Raw genomic sequence first — 22424 nt, 5'->3', positions numbered from 1 at the left:
TGACACTTCGCGCATCCCCGCCGGGGTCCGTCACGGTGATCCGGGATACCACGAGCATCACCAGCTGCAGGCTGCAAACGGCCATGCCACGGCCCGAGGCAGAAACACTGCACGCCGTAGCCTCTGACACATGAGAGGGTCGCCTTTGAAACGCCCTGCCGCCTGGCAGGGCGTTTTGCACGCTGTGCTGCCTAACCCGCGCGGCCCTGCACTGTGGGATGACACCGCCCCGATCCGCAGCGATCTGTTCGGCGTCGAGCGGCTTGAACACCACGCCATCAGTCTGGCAGCCGAACAGGCCATCGCAGACCGTCCGGTCCGTGTTCTCAACCTTTCCCGGCGGTTGCGCGACAACGCGGCCGAGCTGCTCTCGGCCTATCAGTTCAGCGCCGATGCCCTGCGGCGCGGCGAGACGGTCGCTCCGGCAGCGGAATGGCTGCTGGACAATTATCATCTGGTCGAGCTGCAACTGCGCCAGATCACCCAAGATCTGCCCGCTGGCTACTATCGCCAACTTCCCAAACTGGCCTCAGGCCCGTTCGCCGGTTACCCGCGCGTCTTTGGCATTGCCTGGGCCTATGTCGCGCATACCGACAGCCTGGTCGTGGGGTCCGTCCTCGCGCGGTTTGTCGCGGCGTATCAGACGGTTCAGCCGCTCACCATCGGTGAGCTCTGGGCGCTGGCCATCACCTTGCGCATCGTTCTGGTCGAGAACATGCGCCGTATTGTCGTGCAGATCACCCGCGCCCATGCGCTGAAAGGCGCGGCGGATGCCTTGGTTGACAGCGTGATGGGCGCTGCCGAGCGCGCGCCGACACCCCTGCATCAAGCCGTTGCCCCGTATGAAGCCGCGCCTTTGCCCGATTTTCTGGCGGCACAGATCGGCAACCGGCTGCGCGGGTTCGACCCTGATACGACGCCGCTGTTGCCGTGGCTGCACGATCGCTTGCAGCGTCAGGGCACCAGTCTGGACGCGGTTGTCGAACGGGTGCAACACGAACAGAGCGCCGCCAATGTCACCATGCGCAATCTGGTTGCCAGCATGCGCGTGCTGTCTGAACTGGACTGGGCCGAATTCTTTGAATCGGTCAGTCTGGTTGACGCGCTGCTGCGCCAGACCACCGATTTCGACGCGCTGGATTTTGCCACGCGCAACCGCTACCGCGACGAAATCGAAACGCTGGCCCGCCACGCGCCGCATGACGAGATCGCCATCACGCAGGCGCTTGTGTCGCAGACTACCACCGGCGCCAGCGCGCGAGAGCGCGATCCGGGGCACTGGCTGATCGGGAAGAACCGTCAGCCGTTTGCCGCCAGCATCGGCTACACACCGCCCGCAAGCCTGCGCCTGTCGCGCGCCGTGGCGCGGGTCGGGCTCGGCGGGTATCTGGCGTCGCTTTGTGTGGTGACACTGGCGCTTATCGCCCTTTTGCTGCCCTTGGTTGCCGCCGGGCTGTCGGTCTGGCCGCTTCTCGGGCTGGGGTTGCTCTTGCTGATGCCCAGCGCCGAGGCGGCAACGGCACTGGTCAACCTGCTGGTCACGCGCCTGAAGGCCCCACAGCGCCTGCCAGCGCTGGATCTGTCCGAGAGCGTCCCAGATGACTACCGCACTCTGGTTGCCGTTCCGGTTATCCTGTCGGGCACAACCGCCCTGACCGAGATCGTCGAACGGCTGGAAGTGCACTATCTGGCCAGCGCGCCGGGTGCTGTGCATTACGCCATCCTTTCGGACGGTCCCGACAGTGACGCTGCCGACATGCCCGCTGATGACGCGCTGCTGACCGCCGCGCGGGCCGCGATTGCCGCGCTGAACGCGCGCTATCCCAACGGCGCCGCCAACCGCTTCCTGTTCCTTCACCGCGCGCGCAAACATAACCCCGGCGAGTCCCGCTGGATGGGGTGGGAGCGCAAGCGCGGCAAGCTGGAAGAGCTGAACCGCCTGCTGCGCGGCGCGACCGATACGAGTTTTTTGCCAAGCGATGCCCCGGTGCCGCAAGACATTCGCTATGTGATCACCCTAGACGCCGACACGCGCCTGCCGCGCGACACGGTGCACCGCCTGATCGGCAAGATGGTCCACCCGCTCAACCGGCCGGTGTTTGATCCTGCCTTGCAGCGCGTGACCGACGGCTACGGCATCCTGCAGCCGCGCGTCACCCCGGCGCTGCCGATGGGGGCAGCGGGTTCGATGTTCCAGCGGCTGCAATCGGGCAACGGCGGGATCGATCCCTATGCCGCTGCGGTTTCTGATGTGTATCAGGACCTGTTCGGCGAGGGGTCTTTTGCGGGCAAGGGCATTTACGACGTCGATGCCTTCTCGGCGGCGCTGGCCGGGCGGGTGCCCGAGAACACCCTGCTCAGCCACGATCTGTTCGAGGGCGTCTATGCGCGCGCTGCGCTTGCCTCGGATATCGAGGTGATCGAGGATTTCCCTTCGCGCTACGATGTCGCCGCCAAGCGTCAGCATCGCTGGGTGCGCGGCGACTGGCAGCTTTTGCCGTGGATTACCGGGCGTCGCGGCGACGGCGTGCCGCCGCTGGGCCGATGGAAGCTGATCGACAACCTTCGCCGCTCGCTGACCGCGCCACTCACACTGCTGGCGCTGGTCGCGGGCTGGGCCTTGCCACTGCCGGTCGCGCTGGTCTGGAGCGGGCTGTTGCTGGGGCTTTTGGCGGTCCCGTACGTGTTGCCGCTGCTCTCGACGCTCATTCCCGTGCGGCGCTCGCAGTTTTCGCCCCTGCAGCTGAATGCCTATGGCCGCGATGTGCTTTCAGCGGCTCTGAACTTTGGCCTGTCCGTCCTGCTTTTGCCCTATACGGCTGTGCTGATGATGGATGCCATCCTGCGCACCCTCTATCGCCTCGGCGTGTCCCGTCGTCATTTGCTGGAATGGGTCACTGCCGCCTCGGCCGAAGGCACGCCGCCTCCCGGCACCTTTGGCCAGTACCGCCTGATGCTGGGCGGGGTGGTCGTGTCGGTCACGCTTGTCGCCGCGATCTTGGCCGTCAATCCACCGCTTTGGCCGCTGGCGCTGACCTTCCTTGCCCTCTGGATCAGTGCCCCGGCGGTTGTGCGACGTCTCAGCGAGCCGGGGGCCACGCAGGTGGCCGAGCCTTTGGGTGCGCAAGACAGTCTCGCCCTGCGGCAGATCGCGCGGCGGACATGGCAGTTCTTTGAAACCTTCGTGACGCCGCAAGAGCACTATCTGCCGCCCGATAACTTTCAGGAAACGCCGCGCCCGGTGGTGGCGCATCGCACCTCGCCGACGAATATCGGTCTGTACCTGCTGTCCACCGTGACCGCCCGCGACATGGGCTGGATCGCGCAATCGACCGCACTGACCCGGCTTGAGGACACTCTGGCCACCATGCAGCGCATGCCGCGTCATCGGGGACATTTCTATAACTGGTACGACACCCGCGATCTGCGGGTGCTGACACCGCCCTATGTGTCATCGGTAGACAGCGGAAATCTGGCCGGTCATCTGATCGCGGTCGCGCAAAGCTGTCGCGCGTGGGGCGAACAGCCGGTCACCGAGGACGTGCTGCGCGATGGATTGACCGATGCGCTGGGCCTTCAGGCCGCCCCGGTCGGGGGCAAGACCGCCGCCTTCGCGGCAGCACTGGCCGCCGGTTCCGACGCGGATGACCTGCTATCGCTGGCCGATGCGATGGCAACCGATGCAGACGACGATACCGCCGACTTGGTCGCCGCGATCCGGCAGCGGCTTCGCGACCATATCGGGGACAGCACGGACCTTGCCCGCCTCAAGCGGATCGAGACGCTTTGCCGCCGCTTTGCGATGGAGATGGATTTCGCCTTCCTCGTCGATCCCGAGAAAAAGCTGCTCTCCATCGGCTATGCCGCCGATAGCAACCGTCTTGACCCCAATTGCTATGACCTGCTCGCCTCGGAAGCCCGGCTGGCCAGTATGTTTGCCATCGCCAAGCGCGATGTCGAGACCCGTCACTGGTTCCGGCTGGGCCGCACCGCGACGCCGGTCGGCACCGATACGGCGCTGATCTCGTGGTCGGGGTCGATGTTTGAATATCTGATGCCGTCGCTGGTGATGCGCGCGCCTGCCGGCTCGCTTTTAGAGCGCACCAACCGCGCCATCGTCGCGCGTCAGCAAGCCTATGGAAAGGCCAAGGATATTCCATGGGGCATTTCGGAATCTGCCTTCAACGCTCGCGATCTGGAAATGACCTACCAGTATTCAAACTTCGGCGTGCCGGGGCTGGGCCTGAAACGCGGCCTGAGCGAGGACCGCGTGATTGCCCCCTATGCCACCGGTCTGGCCAGCATGGTCGACCCCGTCGGCGCGTTGCACAACTACCGCGCGCTGGGCGCGCTGGGCGCCGAAGGCCGGTATGGGTTCTATGAGGCGCTCGATTTCAGCCCTTCGCGCCTGCCTGCCGGGGCCAAGGTCGCCATCGTGCGCAATTACATGGCGCATCATCAGGGCATGACCATCACGGCCATCGCGAACACAGTGCGCGACGGCCTGCTGCGCGCGCGGTTCCACGCCGACCCGATGGTGCAATCGGTCGAGCTGTTGCTGCAAGAACGGGTGCCGCGTCACGCGGTTGCCGCGCCGCCGCGCGCCGAGGATGTGCTGGTCGGCCCCAAGACGGTGGAAACGACGCCGGTGTTGCGGCGCTTTGACCGGCCCGCAGACACCATCCCTACCGCGCATCTGCTGTCAAACGGGCGCTACGGTGTCATGCTCACCCCGCCGGGCGGCGGTTACAGCCGCTGGGGCACTATGGCGATCACGCGCTGGCGGCCCGAAACGACGCAGGATGCGCCGGGCACGTTCCTCTATGCCCGCGACGTCGGCACCGGCAAGACATGGTCCGCCGCGATGCGCCCGCTGGCGCAGACGAGCGGCACCCACAGCGCGGTGTTCTGCGAGCATCATGCCGAGTTCACGCACAAGGACGCGGGCCTGACCACGACCACCGAGGTCGTCGTGTCGGCCGAGGATGACAGCGAAGCGCGCCGCGTGACGCTGACCAACACCGGCCATCAGGCGCGCGAGATTGATCTGACATCCTACGCCGAGCTGGTGCTGGCCCCGCAGGCGGCAGATCTGGCGCATCCGGCGTTTTCCAAGATGTTCGTGGTCACCGATCACTTCCCCGAACTGGGCGCTATCATCGCCACCCGCCGCCCGCGCTCAGGCAACGAAGCGTCGGTCTGGGCGGCGCATATCGCCGTGGTCGAGGGCGAGGAAACCGCGCCCATGCAATACGAGACCGACCGCGCCCGCTTCATCGGCCGGGGGCGCTCGATGGCCAATCCGGTGATGGCTGACGCGCCGCTTTCGGGCACCACCGGCACCGTGCTGGACCCGATCTTCGCGATCCGTCGCCGCGTCACGGTCCCAGCAGGTGGCATGGCGCGTGTGACCTTCTGGACCATCGTCGCCGAGACACCCGCCGCCTTGCTCGATCTGCTCGAACGACACCGCGACCCGTCGGCCTTTGGCCGCGCCAGCACGCTGGCCTGGACCGAGGCGCAGGTGCAATTGCGCCATCTGGGCATAACGCATGCGCAGGCCGCAGACTTTCAACGGCTGGCCGGGATGATCCTGCGCAACGACTCGCGATTGCGTCCGGGCTCAGAGCGGATCATCGCCGGGGCCGGGCCGCAATCAGGGCTTTGGGCACAAGGCATTTCGGGCGATCTGCCGATCGTGTTGTTCCTGATCGACGATGCGCAGGACGCAGGCGCGCTGCGCGAGATTCTGGCCGCGCATGAATACTGGCGGGCGCGGCAGATGGCCGTTGATCTGGTCATCGTGAATGACCGTTCGTCCAGCTATGTGCAGGATCTGCAAATCATGATCGAGGCGGCGGTGCGCTCGGCGGGAACGCGGCCCCGCGCCTCGGACACGCGGGCCGATGGCACGGTGCATGTGTTGCGCTCGGATCTGATGATGGCACCGACCCGCGCCTTGCTGATGGCAGCGGCGCGGGTGGTGCTGGTGGCCAGCCGTGGCTCAATTGGCACGCAGCTTGGCACGCTGCGCCGCGTGGCGCAGCAGGCGGCTGCAGAGATGGCCAAACCGCGTGAGAAGGCCGCCACCGCGTTGCGCCCGGCATTGCAACCCGACGGGCTCGATGCCCCCGAACAGGATCTGGAGTTCTTCAACGGCACCGGCGGTTTTGCCAAAGACGGGCGCGAGTACACCACGCTTTTGCGCGACGGCACCAACACGCCCGCGCCGTGGATCAACGTCATCGCCAACCCGTCCTTCGGCTTTCAGGTCTCGGCCGAGGGCAGCGGGTTTACCTGGTCGGAAAACAGCCGCGAAAACCAGTTGACGCCCTGGTCCAACGACCCGGTCACCGATCCGGCGGGAGAGGCGCTCTATCTGCGCGATCTCGACAGCGGCGAGGTCTGGACACCCACCGCCCAACCGATCCGCGGGCCGGGAACCTATACCGCCAGCCACGGCTTCGGCTACAGCCGGTTCTCGTATGCGCGGGGCGGCATCGCGTCGACGCTGACCCAGTTCGTGCCGCTGAACGATCCGGTCAAGGTCTCGCGGCTCACGTTGACCAACACCGGCCAGACCCCGCGTCGCATCGCCGTGACCAGTTATACCGAATGGGTTCTGGGCACCTCGCGCAGTGCCACGTTGGCCCATGTGACCACCGAACGTGACCCCGAAACCGGCGCGCTGATGGCGCGCAATCCTTGGGCCACCGCCTTTGCCGGGCGGATAGCCTTTGCCGATATGGGCGCGCAGGTTACCGGCTACACCGCTGACAGAGCCAGCTTTTTCGGCCATCTGGGCGGACGCTCGGCCCCGATGGGCCTGAGCAAGCCGCTTGACGGCGTAGTCGGGGCTGCTCTGGATCCCTGCGCCGTGCTGCAACGCGAGGTGACTATAGCGCCCGGACACTCGGTCGATGTGGTCGTTCTGCTCGGCCAATGCGAAACGATCGAGGACGCCCGCGCGCTGATCCAGCGGATACGCGACAGCCCCGTCGACGCCATGCTGGACGCGGTCACGCAGCACTGGACCGGTCTATTGGGGGCGGTGCAGGTCACGACGCCGGACCGCGCGATGGACATCATGCTCAACGGCTGGCTGCTCTATCAGACGCTGGCCTGCCGGATCTGGGCGCGTGCCGGGTTCTATCAGGCCAGCGGGGCCTATGGATTCCGCGATCAGCTGCAAGACGGCATGGCGCTGTCCTTCAGCCGTCCCGACATGACGCGCGAACACCTGCTGCGCGCCGCCGGCCGGCAGTTCCCTGAGGGCGACATGCAGCACTGGTGGCTGCCGCATTCGGGGCAGGGCGTTCGCACACGCATCTCGGATGACCGGGTCTGGCTGGGCTACGGCGTATCGCAATATATCGCGGTGACCGGAGACGCGGCAATTCTGGATGAGGTCATTCCGTTCATCGAAGGCCCTGACCTAGCCCCCGGCGCGCATGATGATTTCTTTCTGCCGGAAAAATCGGACGAGGCCGCCAGCCTGTACGAACACTGTGCCCGCGCGCTTGATCAGGCCATCGCCCTGACCGGCGAGAACGGCATGCCCCTGATCGGCACCGGCGACTGGAATGACGGGATGAACCGGGTTGGTGAGGCGGGCAAGGGCACCTCGGTCTGGCTTGGCTGGCTGCTGATCGCCACGCTGCGCCGCATGGCCCCCTTCGCGCAAGCGCGCGGCGATGCGCGGGCAGAGCGCTGGCTGGAGCACGCAACCCGTGTCCATGAGGCGATCGAGCGCGAAGCATGGGACGGCGCCTGGTATCGGCGCGGCACCTTCGACGATGGCACGCCGCTCGGATCGGCCGAGTCCGACGAATGCCAGATCGACAGCATCGCGCAGTCCTGGTCGGTGCTGTCGGGGGCTGGCGACCCCGAGCGGGCAAAAACCGCGATGGAGTCGGTCACAACGCACCTGATCCGTCCCGATCCGGGCATCGCGCTGCTGTTCACCCCGCCGTTTGACCGCACGCCCAAAGACCCCGGCTATATCAAGGGCTATCCGCCCGGCCTGCGCGAGAATGGCGGCCAGTACACGCACGCGGCGCTCTGGGCCATTCTGGCCTTCGCCCGGCAAGGCAACGGCGCGGCGGCACAATCGCTGTTCGCGCTGCTCAATCCGGTCAACCACGCCCGCACGCCCGAAGAGGCCGCGCGCTACAAGGTCGAACCCTATGTGATCGCCGCCGATGTCTATTCCACCGCCCCCCATGCCGGGCGCGGGGGATGGACGTGGTATACCGGCTCGGCGGGGTGGATGTACCGGGCGGGGATCGAGGGGATACTCGGGCTGACCCGGCATGGCGATGCGCTCATGCTTGATCCCTGCCTGCCGCCGGACTGGCCCGAGGTGAGCCTGCGCGTCACCCTGGGCGCCATGGTCCTGACGGTAGTGGTGCGCAACACCGGCGGCAAGGGCCGGGGCGTCAGCGCGGCGGTGCTGAACGGCGCGGCTTTGCCCGTTGCAGACGGCGTCCTGACATTGCCCGTCCAGCCCGGATCACAGGATCTGGTTGTCACGCTTGGCTGAGGCGACGCGGCGCAAGGCCCCGCGCAGCGCACGCGCGGTCAGCCCGCGATCATCCTCATAGCCCATGCGGGCCATCGCCTCATCTTCCTGCGGATGCGGCGGGGATGTGAGCGAGGCTGCCAGCAGCTTGGCTTTGCCGCTCAGCGTGGGCGACAGGTTTGCCAGCTCTTGCAGCGCGGGCAAAAGGACGCGCTCGATTGCGTCAAAGTCGCTGTCAAAGGGGAAATCGGGCAGCGCCGCGCGGTGTGGTACAAGCCAGTCGGCGACCGTCTGCGGCAGGTTGCGTCGGTGCGCGGGCGGGATCTGATAGTCCTTTGGCAGCTTGCCCGCCGCCTTGGCCTTGGCCATCAGATCGTCCTGAAAGCGACTGTCGGTGATCGCCAACAGGGCCGCGATCACCTCGGCATCCGTCCGGTCGCGCAGATCCGCGATACCGTATTCCGTCACCACGATATCGCGCATGTGGCGCGGCACGGTAACGCTGGGCAGAACCCAGCTGATATTGCTCTCGACCTTGCCATGGCTGATCCGCGTCGCGGGAAGGGTGATGATCGAGCGCGCACCGTCCAGCGCAAAGGCCTGCTCGATGAAGTTGAACTGACCGCCGACTCCGCTGACAACCTGACCGTCCTTGACGCTGTCGGACATCACGTCCCCCAGCGCCGAGACCTTCATCGCCGCGTTGACGAAGCGCGCATCGGTCCGTGCCGCGCGCTTTTGTGCTTCGTCACCGTACAGCGCATTGGTGAAGCTGACCGGCATCATGCCAATCTTTGCGCGCCGTTCGGGCGGCAGGCTGCGCAGGCTGGCGTAGAAATCCCGGGTCTCGACAAAGAAACCCGCGTGGATCGCGGTGCCGTCCACCTCGCGGCGGATCACCCCGGCATCGAACAGCGCCATCAGCCCGGCAACCAGCATTTCGGTCACGCAATAGAGGCCGTCCGCGAAGGGTTCGCCCGCGTCCTGCGCGACAGGGAAGGGGCAGTCGGCCTGCACGGTCGCTGCCGCGCCCCGGTCGCGCAGTAGCAAGGCATTCGCGACGGTATCGCCAAGGGTTCCGATGCCGATCTGCAAAGTGCCGCCATCAACGATCAGCCGCGCGACATGCAGGCCGATGGCGTGATCTTCCAGCGCAAGCGGGCGGCGGGGGGCCGAGAACAGCTCGAACGGCTCAACAGGGTCGAGCACAAGATCGACCTCATCCACACCCAGCGTTGCGCCCGGCCCCTGCAGGAACGGCAGCTGTGGATGGGTCTCGAAGACGGTGATGAAATCGGCCTCGCCCTGCGCCCGGAAGCGGAACAGATCGGACGAGATATCGGTGTTCGACGACAGACTGAAGCGCCCGCCTTCTTCCGCCACCAGCTGCATCAGGACATTGGGCCTCTGACGCAGCAAGACGTCGCGCGCATGGGTGTAATTGGCCGAGATATAGGCCTGCTGCGCCGCCTCATTGCCCAGCCAGCGCCCGGCAAGCATGAAGAATTCGCTGACCTTGATGTTGGGCGGCAACTTGCCCTCTCGCCTCAGGCGGGCATACAGGATGTCTGGATAGGCGCCGAAAAGCCGGTCCATCGCGGGTTCCAGAAACCGCCGTTCGACGTCCGAGCCGGGGCTCGGTCGCTCTAACGTCAGGGCCGTGAAGATCGCAAGCGTCACGCCGGGATCGTCACAGGCGGCCTGCACCAGCGCGTTGAGCAGCGTGACCGGCTTGCCCAACCCCAGCGGCAGCGCCAGACGGATGTCGCCACCCGTCCGCGCGATGATCTCGCGGACGATGGCATCGGCGTCGGTATCACGTTGCACGGATCAAAGGTCCTTCCAGCCCGGATCGGGCGCAAAGCGCGCGCCGTAGCGGTCGGCCAGGTCCGTCAGCCGTTGCGCGACGTCCCCAACACCGCGTGCTCGGGCGTAGTGCAGCGGACCGCCCCGGAACGGCGCAAAGCCGGTGGCGAAGATCATCGCGCCATCCACGTCGTCAGCATCGCGCGCCACGCCCTTGCGCAGACATTCGACGCAGGCGTCGAGCATCGGCAGGATCAGCCGGTTGATCAGATCCTCGGGCGTCTCGCCCGCGGCTTGCGGGCGCGGTGTGCCCTTGGACCAGTCGTAAAACCCTTGCCCGGTCTTCTTGCCCAGGTTGCCCGCCTCGACCTTGTCGCGCAGGCGGCGGCTGATCTCGGGCATGGGTTTGTCCAGCGTCTCTTTCAGGCTTTCGGCCACGTGCAGGCAGATGTCCAGACCGACCTGATCGCTCAGCGCGACCGGTCCCATCGGCATGCCGAACTCCATCGCGGCGGCGTCGATGGTCTCTTTGGCGACGCCCTCGTCCATGAGAACCATCGATTCCATCAGATAGGGCGTCAGGGCGCGGTTCACCAGAAAGCCGGGGTAGTCGGTGACCTGCACTGGCAAACGGTCAAGTGCCCCGCAGAACGCCGCGAGCCGTTGGACCACGGCCGGGTCCGTGCCGTCGTGGCGCACCACCTCGACCAGCTGCATCTTGCTGACAGGGTTGAAGAAATGCAGGCCTGCGAAGCGCGTGGCATCCGGTGCGGACGCCTGCAAGTCGCTCAGCCGCAGGCTTGACGTATTCGACGCCAGAATGGCACCCGCCTTCATCCGACCGGCCAGATCGGCATAGATCTTGGCCTTCAGCTCAGCCGACTCGGGCACCGCTTCGATCACCAGATCGGCCCGCGCGATGCCGTATCCCTTGGGGTCCGGCATCAGGCGGTCCAGCGCGTCACGGGTTTCGATGGCGCTCAGGTGCTGGCCTTTGCAGGTCTCCCGCGCTTGTTTGATCGCGCGTCCCAGCGGGTCGAGCTGGACATCGCCCAACGTCACGCTCTTGCCCTTGATCGCGGCCCAGGCGGCAATCTCGGCCCCCATGGCACCGCCGCCGATCACATGGACATGGGCAATCGCGTCGTCGCCGCGCGCGCCATCCTTGAGGCCCTGACGCAGGAAGAACACGCGTCGCAGGTTGCGCGAGGTGTCGGTATCCAGCAGCGCCGCAAAGCTGTCGATCTCGGCTTTTTGCAGGGCTTTGGGGTCATCGCCGTGCTTTTCCCAGAGGTCAATCAAGGCATGCGGGGCGGGGTAGTGCTGCTTGGGCGCTTTCTTTTCGGTTTCGCTGCGCATCTGCCGCGCGGCCAGCGAGCGCGCCGCATCAAGGCCAAAGGCACGCGCCTTAAGCCCCGGTTGGCCCCGTTCAACGTCGCCTGCCACGATAGCATCGACCGCCGCCCGGATGTGCCGTTCTTCGGTCACGACATCGACGATCCCCAGCGCTTTCGCTTTAGCCGTGTGCGCGGTCTTGCCGGTCAGCATCAGCGTCATCGCCTCGGTCGGATCAATCAGCGCGGGCAGGCGGAAGGTGCCGCCAAGACCGGGATGCAGGCCCAGCTGCACCTCGGGAAAGCCAAAGGACGCGCCGTCAACGGCGATCCGCCAGTCACAGGCCAGCGCGATCTCGAAGCCCGCGCCCAAGGCTGCACCATGCACCACGCAGAGCGTTGGGCATTTCAGCGATGCCAGCCGGTCCAGCACGTCATGCCCTTGGCGCAGCAGATCGGCGGCTCCTTCGGCGCTCATCGCCTCGAAATCGGTGATGTCTGCCCCGGCGGCGAAGCCAGCCAGTTTGGCCGACCGGATCACCACGCCGCGGGGTGGGGTACGCTCCAGCGTATCGAGTTCGGCGGCAAGCCCGGTCATCACGCTGCGATCCACGGTGTTTACCGCCGCATCGGCGCGCTCGAGCACCAGCCAGACGATGCCATCCGCCTCGCCGCGCCGCCATGGGCCGTCACCGGGTCCAACCGGACCGAGTTCCAGCTTGGTTGTGCCGAGATGTTGCAAGACCGGTCCCGTCATCACGCCACCTCCAGCATCATTGCACCGCCCAGACCACCACCGATGCATTCGGTGGCGATGCCACGGGTTTTTCCCAACCGTTTGAGCGCATTGGCCAGATGCAGCACGATGCGGTTTCCACTGGCACCAACCGGATGACCCAGCGAAATCGCGCCGCCGTCGATGTTCAGCCGCTCGGCGTCGATGCGCCCGAAGGCAGTCTCAAGCCCCAGAACATCGCGGCAGAACGCCTCGTCCGCCCAGGCCTCGACACAAGACAGCACCTGCGCGGCGAAGGCCTCGTTCAGCTCCCACAGGTCGATGTCCGACAGGCTCAGCCCTTGCCGCTGCGCGATGGGGGTCGAGGCCAGCACCGGCCCCAGACCCATCACCGACGGGTCGAGCGCCGCCCATTCGCTGTCAACGATCCGCGCGAGCGGGGTAAGGCCGTGCTTTTCCACCGCCGCCTCGGACGCGACAATCACCCAGGATGCGCCATCGGTGATCTGGCTGGCGTTGCCCGCCGTCACCTTGCCATAGGGGCGCTCGAATGCCGGTTTCGGCTTGGCCAGTCCGGCCATGTCGCTGTCGGGGCGCACGCCGTCGTCATGGTCATAGGCCGTGCCATCGTCGGCAAAGGCGGGCATGACTTCGCTGTCCAGCCAGCCTTCGCTTTGAGCGCGGGCAAGGCGGTGGTGGCTTTGCATCGCATAGGCATCAGCGGTCTGGCGGTCGATGCCGAAACGGTGGGCCAGTACCTCGGCCGTCTGGCCCATGTTCAAATGGGTGATCGGGTCGGTCAGGCCGCGTTCCAGCCCGACGACCGGCTTGAAAAACTCAGGCCGCAGGTCGGTCAGCATCTTGGCCTGCGCCGCAATCCCCTTGGCCTGCGCCATGCCGCCGAACCATTCGACAGCGGACTGGCGCAGCACCAGCGGCGCGTGGCTGAGCGCTTCCGCCCCGCCGGCAAGGATCATCTCATGGCTGCCATCGCGGATATAGCGGTAGGCGGTGTCGATGGACTGCATCCCCGATCCGCAGTTGATCTGTACGGTAAAGGCGACCATCTCGGCCCCCAGCCCAAGCCGCAGCGCGGCGACACGGGCCGGGTTCATCTCATCCTGTATGACATTGACGCAGCCCAGAATGACCAGATCAAAGGCGCGCCGGTCAAAGGGTTGCCGCGCCAGCAGCGGGCGACCGCATTGCACGGCAAGATCCACCGGGGTGAAGGGACCGGGCGTGCCGCGCGCCTTGAGGAACGGCGTGCGCGCGCCATCGACCAGATAGACAGGACGGCTCATTCTGCGGCCTCGCGCTGGGGTTCACGGGTTTCGAGGCGGGGATAGAGCGTGCTCAGCGCCTCGGGGGTGAAATCATCCACCGCGACCACCTTGGCGACCAGCGCCTGCATTTCGGCGATGGAGTCGCGGTCAACCTGGGTGATGGTCCCGGCTTCGAGCCCGGCATCGGGGTCTTGCCCAGCCTCACGCAGCCGCTTCATCAGCGGGGCGCAACGGGTGACCATGGCATAGCAATCGTCAAGCACCTTGACCCCGTCGCGCGCCACGCCGCCCGGCGTCTGCCCAAGGATACGGTCGCGCGCCGCCGATGCCTCGTAGATCAGATCGGCGCAGTCCTCGGACAGCGCATCGCTCGGCCCGGCGACGCTGCCGCCCGGCACGGTGATCGCGCGCAAAAGAACAGCGGCAAAGCGGTTGGGGAAATTGGCCAGCACTTCGTTCAGCGATTGGCGGATCTTGGCGAAACTGCGCTCAGCGCAATAGCGCACGACCGGCAGATCGGCGGCCTGCTGCCCTTCATCCTGCCAGCGTTTGAGCGTGGCGCTCAGGATGTACATCTCGGACAGAATATCGCCCATCCGGCCCGAGATCATCTCTTTGCGCTTGAGCGCGCCGCCCATGGTCAGGAATGCCATATCAGCGGTCAGCGCATAGGCGGCAGACCAGCGCGCCAGCTGGCGATAGATGTCGGTGACGGGACCAGCATCGGGGGCAGGGCCGATCCGCCCGCCGCTCCAGCCGCGCCCCAGAGCCCGGAACACGGTGCGCGTGGTGTGGCCGACATGCGCCCAGAACGATGTGTCGAACGCGGCCAGGCTCTCATCCTGATCCTTTATCGCCAGCGCGTTCATTTCGTCCAGCAGATGCGGATGCGCGCGGATCGCGCCCTGTCCGAAGATGATCAGCGAGCGGGTCACGATATTGGCGCCCTCGACCGTAATGCCGATGGGCACTGCGCGGTGCAGCGGCAGCAGGTAATTCGACGGCCCATCAATCACCGCCTTGCCCGAATGCACATCCAGCGCGTCGTCGATGGCCGAGCGCATGCGGAAGGTCGCATGGGCCTTCATGATGGCCGAGATGACCGACAGCGACCGTCCCTCATCCAGCCCCGCACAGGTCAGCCGACGCGCGGCATCCAGCGCATAGGCATCAGCGGCCAAGCGGCCCAGCCGCTCCTGGATACCGCCGAATTTGCCGATCGGCAGGCCGAATTGTTGGCGGATGCGGGCATAGGCGCCGGAGGTATGGGCGCAGAGCGCAATCGCGGCGCAAGACATCGACGGCAGCGAAATCCCGCGACCGGCGGCCAGCGCGCTCATCAGCATCATCCAGCCGCGACCGGCATAATCGGTGCCCCCGATGATATGATCGAGCGGGATGAACACATCGGTGCCGGTCGTCGGCCCGTTCATGAACATCGTGTCCGACGGGATGTGACGGCGACCGGTTTCGACGCCCGGCAGATCGGTCGGCACCAGTGCGCAGGTGATGCCGATATCGGCTTCGCCGCCCAGATGCCCGTCGGGGTCGCGCAACTGGAACGCCAGGCCAAGCACGGTGCAGACCGGCGCAAGGGTGATATAGCGTTTGGACCAGTTCAGGCGGATGCCCAGAACCTCTTCACCCTGCCATAGTCCCTTTTCAACAACGCCCTCATCCACCATCGCGCTGGCATCCGAGCCCGCCTCGGCGCTGGTCAACCCAAAGGCGGGCAGCGCGTCACCGCGCGCCAGTTTCGGCAACCAGCTGTCCTTTTGCTCTTGCGTGCCGAACATGTGCAGCAGCTCGCCCGGTCCCAGCGAATTGGGCACCATCACCGTGACCGCCGCCGCAATCGAGCGGGTGGAGATCAGGCGGATCACTTCGGAATGCGCGTAGGCTGAAAAACCCAGACCGCCATAATCCTTGGCGATGATCATGCCAAAGAACTTGTTCTGACGAAGAAAATCCCAGACGGGCGCAGGCAGGTCTGCATCAAGCTGATTGATCGACCAGTCGTCGATCATCGTGCAAAGCTCGCGGCAGGGACCGTCCAGAAAGGCCTGTTCCTCATCGCTCAGCACCGGACGCTTGACGCCGTGCAGCTTCGCCCAGTCCGGGTTGCCAGAGAACAGCTCGGCCTCCCACCACACCTCGCCGGCCTCCAACGCCTCGCTTTCGGTTTCGGAGAGTTGGGGAAGGGCCTTCATCGCCCAGCGATGGATCGGCTTGGTTAGAATGCGCGCGCGAAAACTCGTCATGTCATGTCCTCCAAGGTAGAAAAACGTCCCCAGGGCACAAAAGTTCCTTGGCCGGGCAGGGCGGTGCCGCTGCCCGGCGGCTGGATCACTCGGTTTCGGGCCGGGTGATCTGTTCAGGCTCGACGGCTTGCGGAAGTGGTGCGACCTCGGTTTGTTGGGCTGACGGGTTAGCGGGCGGGTCGGATTCGGCGGTCTCTTCAAAGATCCAGAAGAAAATCAGAAGGACGCCGACCAACACGGCAACAGCCATCCCTATCAAGGGGCCTACGTGGCGGCAGGCTTGCTTCTTGGGGTTGGTGTCGGGTGCGGACATCGTGGTTTCCTTTCTTTGCTCTTGCAGAGAAAACCACTCAGGCCGCCAAATGTTCCGTTCACGGGTACAACCGCAAGGCGTGGTCGGAGGGGTGGGGAGATGTCGACACCCGACGGGACAGAAGCTCGACTGCCATTGCGTTGGCCACGGTGTGAAACCGGGAAAACCACCGTGTTCTTCGTACCGTCGCGCCCGGTTGACAGGGTATCGACATCTGTTGGTTCAACCGATGGCAGCGGGTTAAGTTCCCGTATTTTATGCCTAAAACCGCGGGAAGCGGTGAAAAAAAGCGGCCCCACCATCAAGGGTGAGGCCGCGTCTGTTCTCAGACAGTATGGGAACGAGGGAGACAGTCCGGCGGCGCTTGCCGCGCTGAAAACAGAACCCGTAAGCGCGCTGAAAGTTTCCGCCCGATCCGCTCTTTATTGCGGTCGCGGCAGAAAAAAGGGGCCGCCCAAGGCGACCCCTTTTCCGTGAACGGTGCTGATCAATCGGCTGTGCCGAAAATCAGCGGCCACGATATCAAGGCAGGCGTTACTGCGCTTCCCACTCGGGCATCGCTTCCAGCTCTTCCTTGGTGAAGTCCACATAAGCGTAGACCGAGCCACCGTCGCCGTCGCGGCGCAGGTCAACCTGGTCGAAACCAAGCGCAACCCGGTGCTCGCCGATGCCCAGCCAGCCGCCGATATCCAGCACGACCTGCGAGACACGACCGTCATCGCCAAGCACAACGTCGTTGACGTCACCAATCCAGTCTTGCTCGGTGCCGTAGACGCGCGCCCCTTGGACCTCGTCCGCGGTGATCGTCGCAACATCGACAGCCATCAGACCGTCGCGGTCAGGACGCTCCATACCGTCCATCGCGGCATGGTCGGTCGTGGTGTTGGTGTCCGCATCGCTCGGCATGGTGGTTTCAGCCGGCATCGTGGTCATCGCAGCAGTGCCACCCGCCGCGTCATCGGACATGGCCGAACGGTCACGCAGCGACATCATACCCGTCTCTTCGGTCGCGGGATCGTATTCATCCGCGTCTTCAAGCAGGTTACGATTGCCGGTGTACACGACATAGTAGTCATCTTCGTCATCGGTATCGGCCACGAACTGAAGATCGCTGTAAGGGATACGCACGTGGCGCTCACCCATGCCCAGGAACCCGCCCGCGTCGATCACGACCGCGCTGACACCGCCAGAGCCGTCGACGATCACGTCACCGATTTCACCGATGTCTTCCCAACCGTCGGGCGCATCCGCGATACCGACCGTGAGATCCGAGTTTTCGGTCGCGTCAGGGTCAGGGGCGTGCACCCGGTGGCCGATCAGCTCGTCGGCACTGACTTCGCCGCCGCCCATCATGGTGATGTTGCTGCTGGCGTGCGCGTTGAGGTTGCTCGCCTGCGCGGTCAGATCGGTTGCGGCGCTGTTGTTCATCTGATCAGCGGGTTGCTGGGTGGCGACACCGACCGGCTGGGTCGTGGTTTGGGCATAAGCCGGGGCGACGAGAATTGCGGCCACGGCCGTCGTGAGGAGCAGCTTCTTCATGGTATCCTCCAGTAGGTAAGAAACGTTCTCCAGACATGTGCCTGGGATGCATGGTAAACCGGCGAGGCGCGGGGATGTTCCAACATTTCCGCACAGAATTTTGGCGACGAGTCCGTTCGGCGGGCAAATTCCGCCCGCCTGCGGCAGGGGACACGACGCTCAGGTCGCCGTGTCGAGCAGGGCGATCAACAGCCCCTCGTGGGCGCGGAGCCGGTGCAGGGGCGGCGGGCGCAGCGTGCTCAACTGCCGCGCGCGGTCAGCCTCGGGAAGCTCGGACAGCGCGATAACTGTCGGATGTATATAACTTTTCCGCGCGATGGCCGGGGTGTTGCTCAGCCGCTCGGCGGCAGCCGTTGCCATGTCGATGATGGTCAGCGGGCCATCCCGAACCGCGACGCTGAAAGCAGCCAGCGTGCCATTCCAGGTGCGAAAAGTCTTGGCGCTGGTTCCTGCGCCGCAGATTTCGGCCAGCACGGCGTTCACCTCGTCCGAGCGCAGCGGGTGCGAGACGCCCTCGGCGTCAGACCACGCGATCAGGTCCGCGCCCGGCAGGTCCTGAACCTTGTGCAGGGCGCGTTGCAGACGTGGCCCGTGCAGATGGCACGTCACCGGCGTGCCGCGCTTGGCCGGGAAATCCAGCGTGATGCCGCTGTCATCGAAGCTGATGTGTTTCGCCAGCAGGGTCGTGGCACCATAGGTCCCATTCTCGCGGACGTAATCCTCGCTTCCGATGCGCAGCGAGGCGCGGTCCAGCAACGCCAACACCGCCGCAAGCGCCAGATCCCTCGACCCGGCAGGCGCGCAAAGACCCGCCGCGATGCGCGCGCGCAAGCGCGGCAGGCAGCGTCCGAAGGCGGCGAGGCTGTCGTATTTCTTCTGGGCGCGTTGTTCGGCCCACTCCGGGTGATAGCGGTACTGCTTGCGTCCCTTGGCGTCACGCCCGGTGGCAAGCAGATGCCCCTGTGGTTCGGGGCTGATCCAGACCGACGTGTACGCAGGTGGCACCGCCATCGCAGCGATGCGCGCACGCTCGGTCGTATCGCGGATAAGCGCGCCATCCGGGGCGTAATAACTGAACCCGCGACCCCGGCGCTGTCGGCGGATGCCGGGCCGGTCGTCAGGGTAGTACACCAGCGCGGCCCGCCGGGACGCCATCGCGCTCAGCCGCTCCGGGGCAGGGACGTGCCCGCTTGCAGGGGTAACATCGCGGTACTGGCGCGCATCGGCTGATCCTTTCCCAAGCGCTTACGACGGAAAGAAACGCCCCACCCAAGCGGGCGGGGCGTCTGTCACTGCGTCACAGGGTCAGATCCAGTAGGGCGCAAGCCCGAAGGTGAGATGCGTGCGTTCCTCCCAGTCGCGGTCATTCTGCCAGCGCTCCTTGGTCTCGGGCGCGTTGGCCAACTGCTGCTGGGTGATATCGGTGCGAAACCCGCCGAGCGACGGGTCATAGCGCAGGGCACCCCAGGGCACCGGGCGTTCCTGTCCGCCAATTCCGACCAGAATGGCACCGAAACTCATGATCGCATAGGCGACCTTGCCGGTCGTCTTGTCGATCAACACCCGGTCAATCGACCCGATCTTGCTCTCATCGGGGCCATAAACCGTGGCTCCGATAACATCGCTGGCCGAAACCAGAGTCGACGAATGGTCTGCCATTGTACTCTCCCGTTGGTGCGCGTCCGGATTTCCGGCGGCGCTGGTCACTGGCTGAACACGCCGCCCCGGCAAATGTTCCGGCGCGGCGCAAGGGCGGTCAGGCCACGCGATCCCAGAACCGCAGCGCCTTGCAGGCGTCAAGGAACGCCTTCGCTTCGTCCGCCGCGTCCAGCGAGACCATACCGTCGTCGCGCTCGGTGACGCCGGCCGCATCGAACAGCGTCTCGGCCTCGGGTGAGTAGGCGATAAACTTGGCATGCGCATACGCATCCGCGACAAAGGCTTTGGCCGGGTGCATCGCGGCAAACTGCGTCGCGCCCTTTGCCGACACCACCACAGCCACCGCGTCATACAGAACCGACGGGCCGCCATCGACCTTCTGTTGCGCCGCCAGTTTGGTGCCATCGGACAGCGCGACCCCGGCGATCACCGGCGCGACCACCTCGACCAAACCGCCCGCAGCCTTGACAGCCTTGGTCAGCGCCTCGACCAGCGCGGCATCGGCCCCGTCGCTGACCAGCAGACCCAGCTTGCGACCCTTGAAGGTGGCGCGCTGGTTCTTGTGGATCGACAACTTGTCGGAAACCGGCAGGTCAATCGGCTCCTTGGCCGGTTTTTGCGCCTTGGGCATCTTGGCCAGCCCCAGCCCCTTGGCGACCGCCTTTGCCAGATCCGTATCGATATTGGGCAGATGCGACACCACCCGTTCGCGGATCTCGGGCGTTTCCACTTTCGACAGCTCGAAAGTCAGGGCCGAGACGATATGCTCTTGTTCGACGGCAGTCTGGCTGCGGTAGAACTGCCGCGCCTGACTGTAGTGATCGGCGAAATCCTCGGCCCTCACCCGCCGCTTGTCGCCCTCCATCGGCTCGGCCAGTGAGCGGAACCCGGCGTCAGGATCGGCGCGCGGCCCCCCTTGCGCCCAGGAATTCGGCTCGTAATTGGCGCGGCCCTTGGGGCCATGCATCGCCATATGCCCGTCTTGCTGGAAGTGGTGGAACGGACATTTCGGCGCGTTGATCGGGATATGGGTGAAGTTCGGCCCGCCCAGCCGTTTGATCTGCGTGTCCAGATAGCTGAAGTTCCGGCCCTGCAGCAGCGGGTCATTGGTGAAATCCACGCCGCGCACGATGTTCTGCGTACAAAAGGCGACCTGTTCGGTCTCGGCAAAGAAATTATCCACCATGCGGTCCAGCACCAGCCGCGCGACGATACGCACCGGCACTTGCTCTTCGGGGATCAGTTTGGTGGCGTCCAGCACGTCGAATTCGAAGTCATCGGCGAAGGCGTCGTCAAAAACCTGCACCCCCAGTTCCCATTCGGGGAAATCGCCGCTCTGGATCGCCTGCCACAGATCGCGGCGGTGGAAGTCGGGATCGGCACCCATGATCTTGACCGCTTCGTCCCAGACCACCGATTGCAGGCCCTGCTTGGGCTTCCAGTGGAACTTGACGAAAGTCCCCTGACCCTCGGCGTTGACGAAGCGGAAAGTGTGGACGCCAAACCCTTCCATGAAGCGGAACGAGCGGGGGATGGCGCGGTCGGACATGGTCCACATCACCATGTGCATCGCCTCGGGCATCAACGAGATGAAGTCCCAGAAATTGTCATGCGCCGATTGCGCCTGCGGAAAGCCCCGGTCGGGGGCCGCCTTGACCGAATGGATCAGGTCAGGGAATTTCAGCGCGTCCTGAATGAAGAACACCGGGATGTTGTTGCCGACGATGTCCCAGTTGCCCTCATCGGTGTAAAGCTTGACCGCAAAGCCGCGCACGTCGCGGGCCAGATCCGCCGAGCCCTTGTTGCCCGCCACGGTCGAGAACCGCACGAAGGCGGGAACGCGGTTGCCTTTCTTTTGAAACAGGCTCGCGGCGGTCAGCTCGGGGATCGCGTCGGTCACTTCAAGATAGCCGTGCGCACCGTAACCCCTTGCATGGACGACACGCTCGGGGATGCGCTCGTGATCGAAGTGAAAGATCTTTTCGCGGAAGTGGAAGTCTTCCATGAGGGACGGGCCACGCGCCCCGGCTTTCAGGCTGTTTTGATCGTCCGCAACCGGAACGCCCTGCGCGGTTGTCAGGCGGGGCGTGTCACCGTCGGGGCGCTGATGCAGCTCACCGCCGTCGCCGCGCTGGACCGGATGGTCCACGGTCTCGGTGCCGGTCTGGCTGTCGCTGGTCGGGCGATAGAGCGGTTCGTCGGTCATCGTGTGTCTCCGTCTGGGGGGCTGTCGCGGGGATGCGTGAGCGCCGTGCTCGGACCTCGAAACCGCAAGCCGCGCGATATGTTCCCGCCGCAGACGACGGTTCTTTGCCCAAGGCGCACACCGCGATGCAGCGGGCGGGAACATCGGCGCGGTACGGTTGTTTTACCGTCGACGCTTCAACCGGCGTTTCAACTTCAGAAGGAGAAACCAATGGCTACGCACAACGCGACTCTCGTTGCCGCCTCGGACGTCACCGGGACGGCTGTCTATGGCGCAGACGACAGCAAGGTGGGCAGCATCGACCGGGTGATGATCGACAAGGTGTCCGGCAAGGTCGCCTACGCGATCATGTCCTTTGGCGGCATTCTGGGCATCGGCGGGTCGGAACGGCCCGTGCCGTGGAACACGCTGACCTATGACACCGGGCTTGGCGGGTTTCGCACCAACATCACCGAGCAGCAGCTGAACGATGCCCCGACGCCCGCCCGCGAATGGCATGGTGATCGCGCGTGGGAAGAAAGCACCCACCGCGCCTACGGGATCGCCCCGTACTGGATCTGAGCCACCGAACTGACCGGCGGCCTTCTTCTGAGGGCTTTGCCGGTCCCGCACTGCACGACCCCGGATCGCCTGCGATCCGGGGTTTGTTTTACGACATCAGCGCGCGAAACCCGCCGCGCTGCGCCGGTACAGCCGGAAAATATCACCGCAAATCCCGTAAATCCCGCCCCCTGAGCGGCACCGCGCAAACCGGGGCAGGGGA

11 protein-coding genes are annotated in these 22424 nt (G+C 65.3%); 2 read left to right on the top strand and 9 right to left on the bottom strand.

The features are described from left to right. The first annotated feature begins 145 nt into the window (after nt 1–145). A complete protein-coding gene (locus EAE28_RS15065) occupies nt 146–8542 on the top strand; it encodes a glycoside hydrolase family 94 protein (RefSeq protein ID WP_246022363.1) in 8397 nt (2798 codons plus the stop codon). Here EAE28_RS15065 and EAE28_RS15060 read toward each other — a convergent pair. The 9 genes from EAE28_RS15060 to EAE28_RS15020 form a co-directional block, all read right to left on the bottom strand. Next, a complete protein-coding gene (locus EAE28_RS15060; protein ID WP_127107698.1) occupies nt 8513–10348 on the bottom strand; it encodes an acetyl-CoA hydrolase/transferase C-terminal domain-containing protein in 1836 nt (611 codons plus the stop codon). The genes EAE28_RS15065 and EAE28_RS15060 overlap by 30 nt on opposite strands. Before the next feature lie 3 nt (nt 10349–10351). Next, nucleotides 10352–12418, bottom strand: coding sequence for a 3-hydroxyacyl-CoA dehydrogenase NAD-binding domain-containing protein (locus EAE28_RS15055; RefSeq protein WP_127107696.1), 2067 nt, complete (start codon nt 12416–12418; stop codon nt 10352–10354). After that, nucleotides 12418–13701 carry an acetyl-CoA C-acetyltransferase gene (locus EAE28_RS15050; protein WP_127107694.1) on the bottom strand — a complete coding sequence of 428 codons (1284 nt, stop codon included), beginning with the start codon at nt 13699–13701 and terminating at the stop codon, nt 12418–12420. Before EAE28_RS15050 ends, EAE28_RS15055 begins: the two co-directional genes overlap by 1 nt. Continuing rightward, nucleotides 13698–15944, bottom strand: a complete 2247-nt coding sequence (locus tag EAE28_RS15045; RefSeq protein ID WP_127107692.1) for an acyl-CoA dehydrogenase — start codon at nt 15942–15944, stop codon at nt 13698–13700. The genes EAE28_RS15050 and EAE28_RS15045 overlap by 4 nt, the downstream gene beginning before the upstream one ends. A gap of 85 nt (nt 15945–16029) precedes the next feature. Continuing rightward, nucleotides 16030–16257: a hypothetical protein gene (locus EAE28_RS15040; RefSeq protein WP_127107690.1), complete on the bottom strand. Its 228-nt coding sequence runs from the start codon at nt 16255–16257 to the stop codon at nt 16030–16032. Between the two features lie 534 nt (nt 16258–16791). Continuing rightward, nucleotides 16792–17796, bottom strand: coding sequence for a PRC-barrel domain-containing protein (locus EAE28_RS15035; protein WP_127107688.1), 1005 nt, complete (start codon nt 17794–17796; stop codon nt 16792–16794). Nucleotides 17797–17955: 159 nt separating this feature from the next. Further along, entirely contained in the window at nt 17956–18951 is a 996-nt protein-coding gene (locus EAE28_RS15030; RefSeq protein ID WP_127107686.1) for a DNA topoisomerase IB, read from the bottom strand. Nucleotides 18952–19101: 150 nt separating this feature from the next. Next, nucleotides 19102–19455 carry a PRC-barrel domain-containing protein gene (locus tag EAE28_RS15025; protein ID WP_127107684.1) on the bottom strand — a complete coding sequence of 118 codons (354 nt, stop codon included), beginning with the start codon at nt 19453–19455 and terminating at the stop codon, nt 19102–19104. 97 nt (nt 19456–19552) lie between these two features. Further along, on the bottom strand, nt 19553–21661 hold the full coding sequence (locus EAE28_RS15020) for a catalase (RefSeq protein ID WP_127107682.1): 2109 nt from the start codon (nt 21659–21661) through the stop codon (nt 19553–19555). A 210-nt stretch (nt 21662–21871) separates the two neighbouring features. On the opposite strand from EAE28_RS15020, the gene EAE28_RS15015 reads away from it, so the two are divergent. Further along, nucleotides 21872–22222, top strand: coding sequence for a PRC-barrel domain-containing protein (locus EAE28_RS15015; RefSeq protein WP_127107680.1), 351 nt, complete (start codon nt 21872–21874; stop codon nt 22220–22222). The last annotated feature ends 202 nt before the right edge of the window (nt 22223–22424 follow it).

The sequence above is a fragment of the Pararhodobacter zhoushanensis genome (assembly GCF_003990445.1).
Classification (GTDB): Bacteria; Pseudomonadota; Alphaproteobacteria; order Rhodobacterales; family Rhodobacteraceae; genus Pararhodobacter; species Pararhodobacter zhoushanensis.
This window is presented reverse-complemented; position numbering and strand designations above follow the sequence as displayed.